1 protein-coding gene is annotated in these 735 nt (G+C 67.2%); it reads right to left on the bottom strand.

The genetic code is table 11. The features are described from left to right. A partial coding sequence (locus ACFSJS_RS27910; protein ID WP_380905285.1) for an ABC transporter ATP-binding protein occupies positions 1-735 on the bottom strand: 735 nt, incomplete at both ends.

Raw genomic sequence — 735 nt, forward strand, 5'->3', positions numbered from 1 at the left:
GGCGGGAGGCCCTTGATGGCGTACAGCTCCTGGCCCTTGCGGTCCAGCCGCGGAATGGAGTCCAGCAGGCCCCGGGTGTAGGGATGCGCCGGCCGCTTGTACAACTCGTGCACCGGAGCGGTCTCCACGATCCGCCCCGCGTACATCACCGCGATCTTGTCCGCCACGTCCGCCACCACACCCAGGTCATGGGTGATCAGGATCAACCCCATGCGGTACTCGCGCTGCAACTCCGCCAGCAGATCCATCACCTGGGCCTGCACCGTCACATCCAGCGCCGTCGTCGGCTCGTCCGCGATGATCAGCTCCGGCTCCAGCGCCAGCGCCATCGCAATCATGATCCGCTGCCGCATACCCCCGGAGAACTGGTGCGGATAGTCGTTCACCCGCGCCTTCGCCGCCGGGATCTTCACCCGGTCCATCAACTCGATCGCCTTGGCCTTCGCCTCCTTGCGCGAAAGCCCCTGGTGCACCCGGAACATCTCCCCCAACTGGAACCCCACACTGTAGACGGGGTTCAGCGACGACAGCGCGTCCTGGAAGATCATCGCGATCCGGGCACCGCGGATCCTGCGGCGCTCCTCCTCGGACATCTTCAGCATGTCGCGGCCGTGGAAGAGGATCTCACCCCGGGGGATCCGGCCCGGCGGCATGTCGAGGATCCCCATGACCGCCTGCGCGGTCACGGACTTCCCCGACCCCGACTCCCCCAGCACCGCCAACGTCTCACCGGCG

This window comes from Streptomyces desertarenae (genome assembly GCF_042681365.1).
Classification (GTDB): Bacteria; Actinomycetota; Actinomycetes; order Streptomycetales; family Streptomycetaceae; genus Streptomyces; species Streptomyces desertarenae.